The organism is Arthrobacter sp. sptzw42, from assembly GCF_059089685.1.
Genome location: NZ_JBNHEX010000030.1, coordinates 1 through 822, shown reverse-complemented (window position 1 = coordinate 822; position 822 = coordinate 1). Strand labels below are relative to the sequence as shown.

At 63.6% G+C, this 822-nt stretch carries 1 protein-coding gene; it reads right to left on the bottom strand.

What is annotated here, in order from left to right:
- The coding region (locus tag AC5RT4_RS17735) for a thiamine pyrophosphate-binding protein (protein ID WP_494106619.1) at window positions 1-822 on the bottom strand (822 nt) is incomplete at both ends.

Below are 822 nucleotides of genomic sequence, written 5' to 3'. Positions count from 1 at the left end.
AGGCCAGGACCAGGTCCCGGTCCACGGAGAGGTAGTTCTGGCCCTTGGGGTTGTAGATCTTCGCGGTGGGGAAGAACGCGTCCATCCCGAACGTGCGTGCCTCATCGGGGATGATCGGGGCGATGTGCTTGCCGAAGGCCTTGTCCCGCATCAGGTCCTTGAGGAGCCTGACGAAGGCCATGGTGGTGGCGGCCTGCTGCTTGCCCGAACCGCGCTTGGCGACCTCGTAGGACTTCGCGTCCGGGAGGGTGATTTCGGCGTGCTTGGACCGGCGTTCGGGGACCGAGCCGCCCAGGGCGGCGCGGCGTTCCATCATGTACTGGATCTCCGGCGCGTCCATGCCGGGGTGGTAGTACGGGGGCTGGTACAGGTCTTTGTCGAGCTGGTCATCCGTGATGGGGATCCGCAGGTGGTCACGGAACTTCTTCAGGTCATCGAGGGTGAGTTTCTTCATCTGGTGGGTCGCGTTGCGGCCCTCGAAGTGGGGTCCGAGGCCGTAGCCCTTGACGGTTTTGGCGAGGATGACGGTGGGTTTGCCCTTGAACTCGGTCGCTGCCTTGTACGCGGCGTAGACCTTGCGGTAGTCGTGGCCGCCGCGTTTGAGGTTCCAGATCTGGTCATCGGTCAGGTCCGCGACCAGGTCCTTGGTGGCGGGGTCCTTGCCGAAGAAGTGTTCGCGGACGAACCCGCCGGATTCGGCCTTGTAGGTCTGGTAGTCCCCGTCAGGGGTTTCGTTCATGATCTTCACCAGCGACCCGTCGGTGTCCTTGGTGAGCAGGTCATCCCATTCCCGGCCCCAGACGACCTTGATCACGTTCCAGC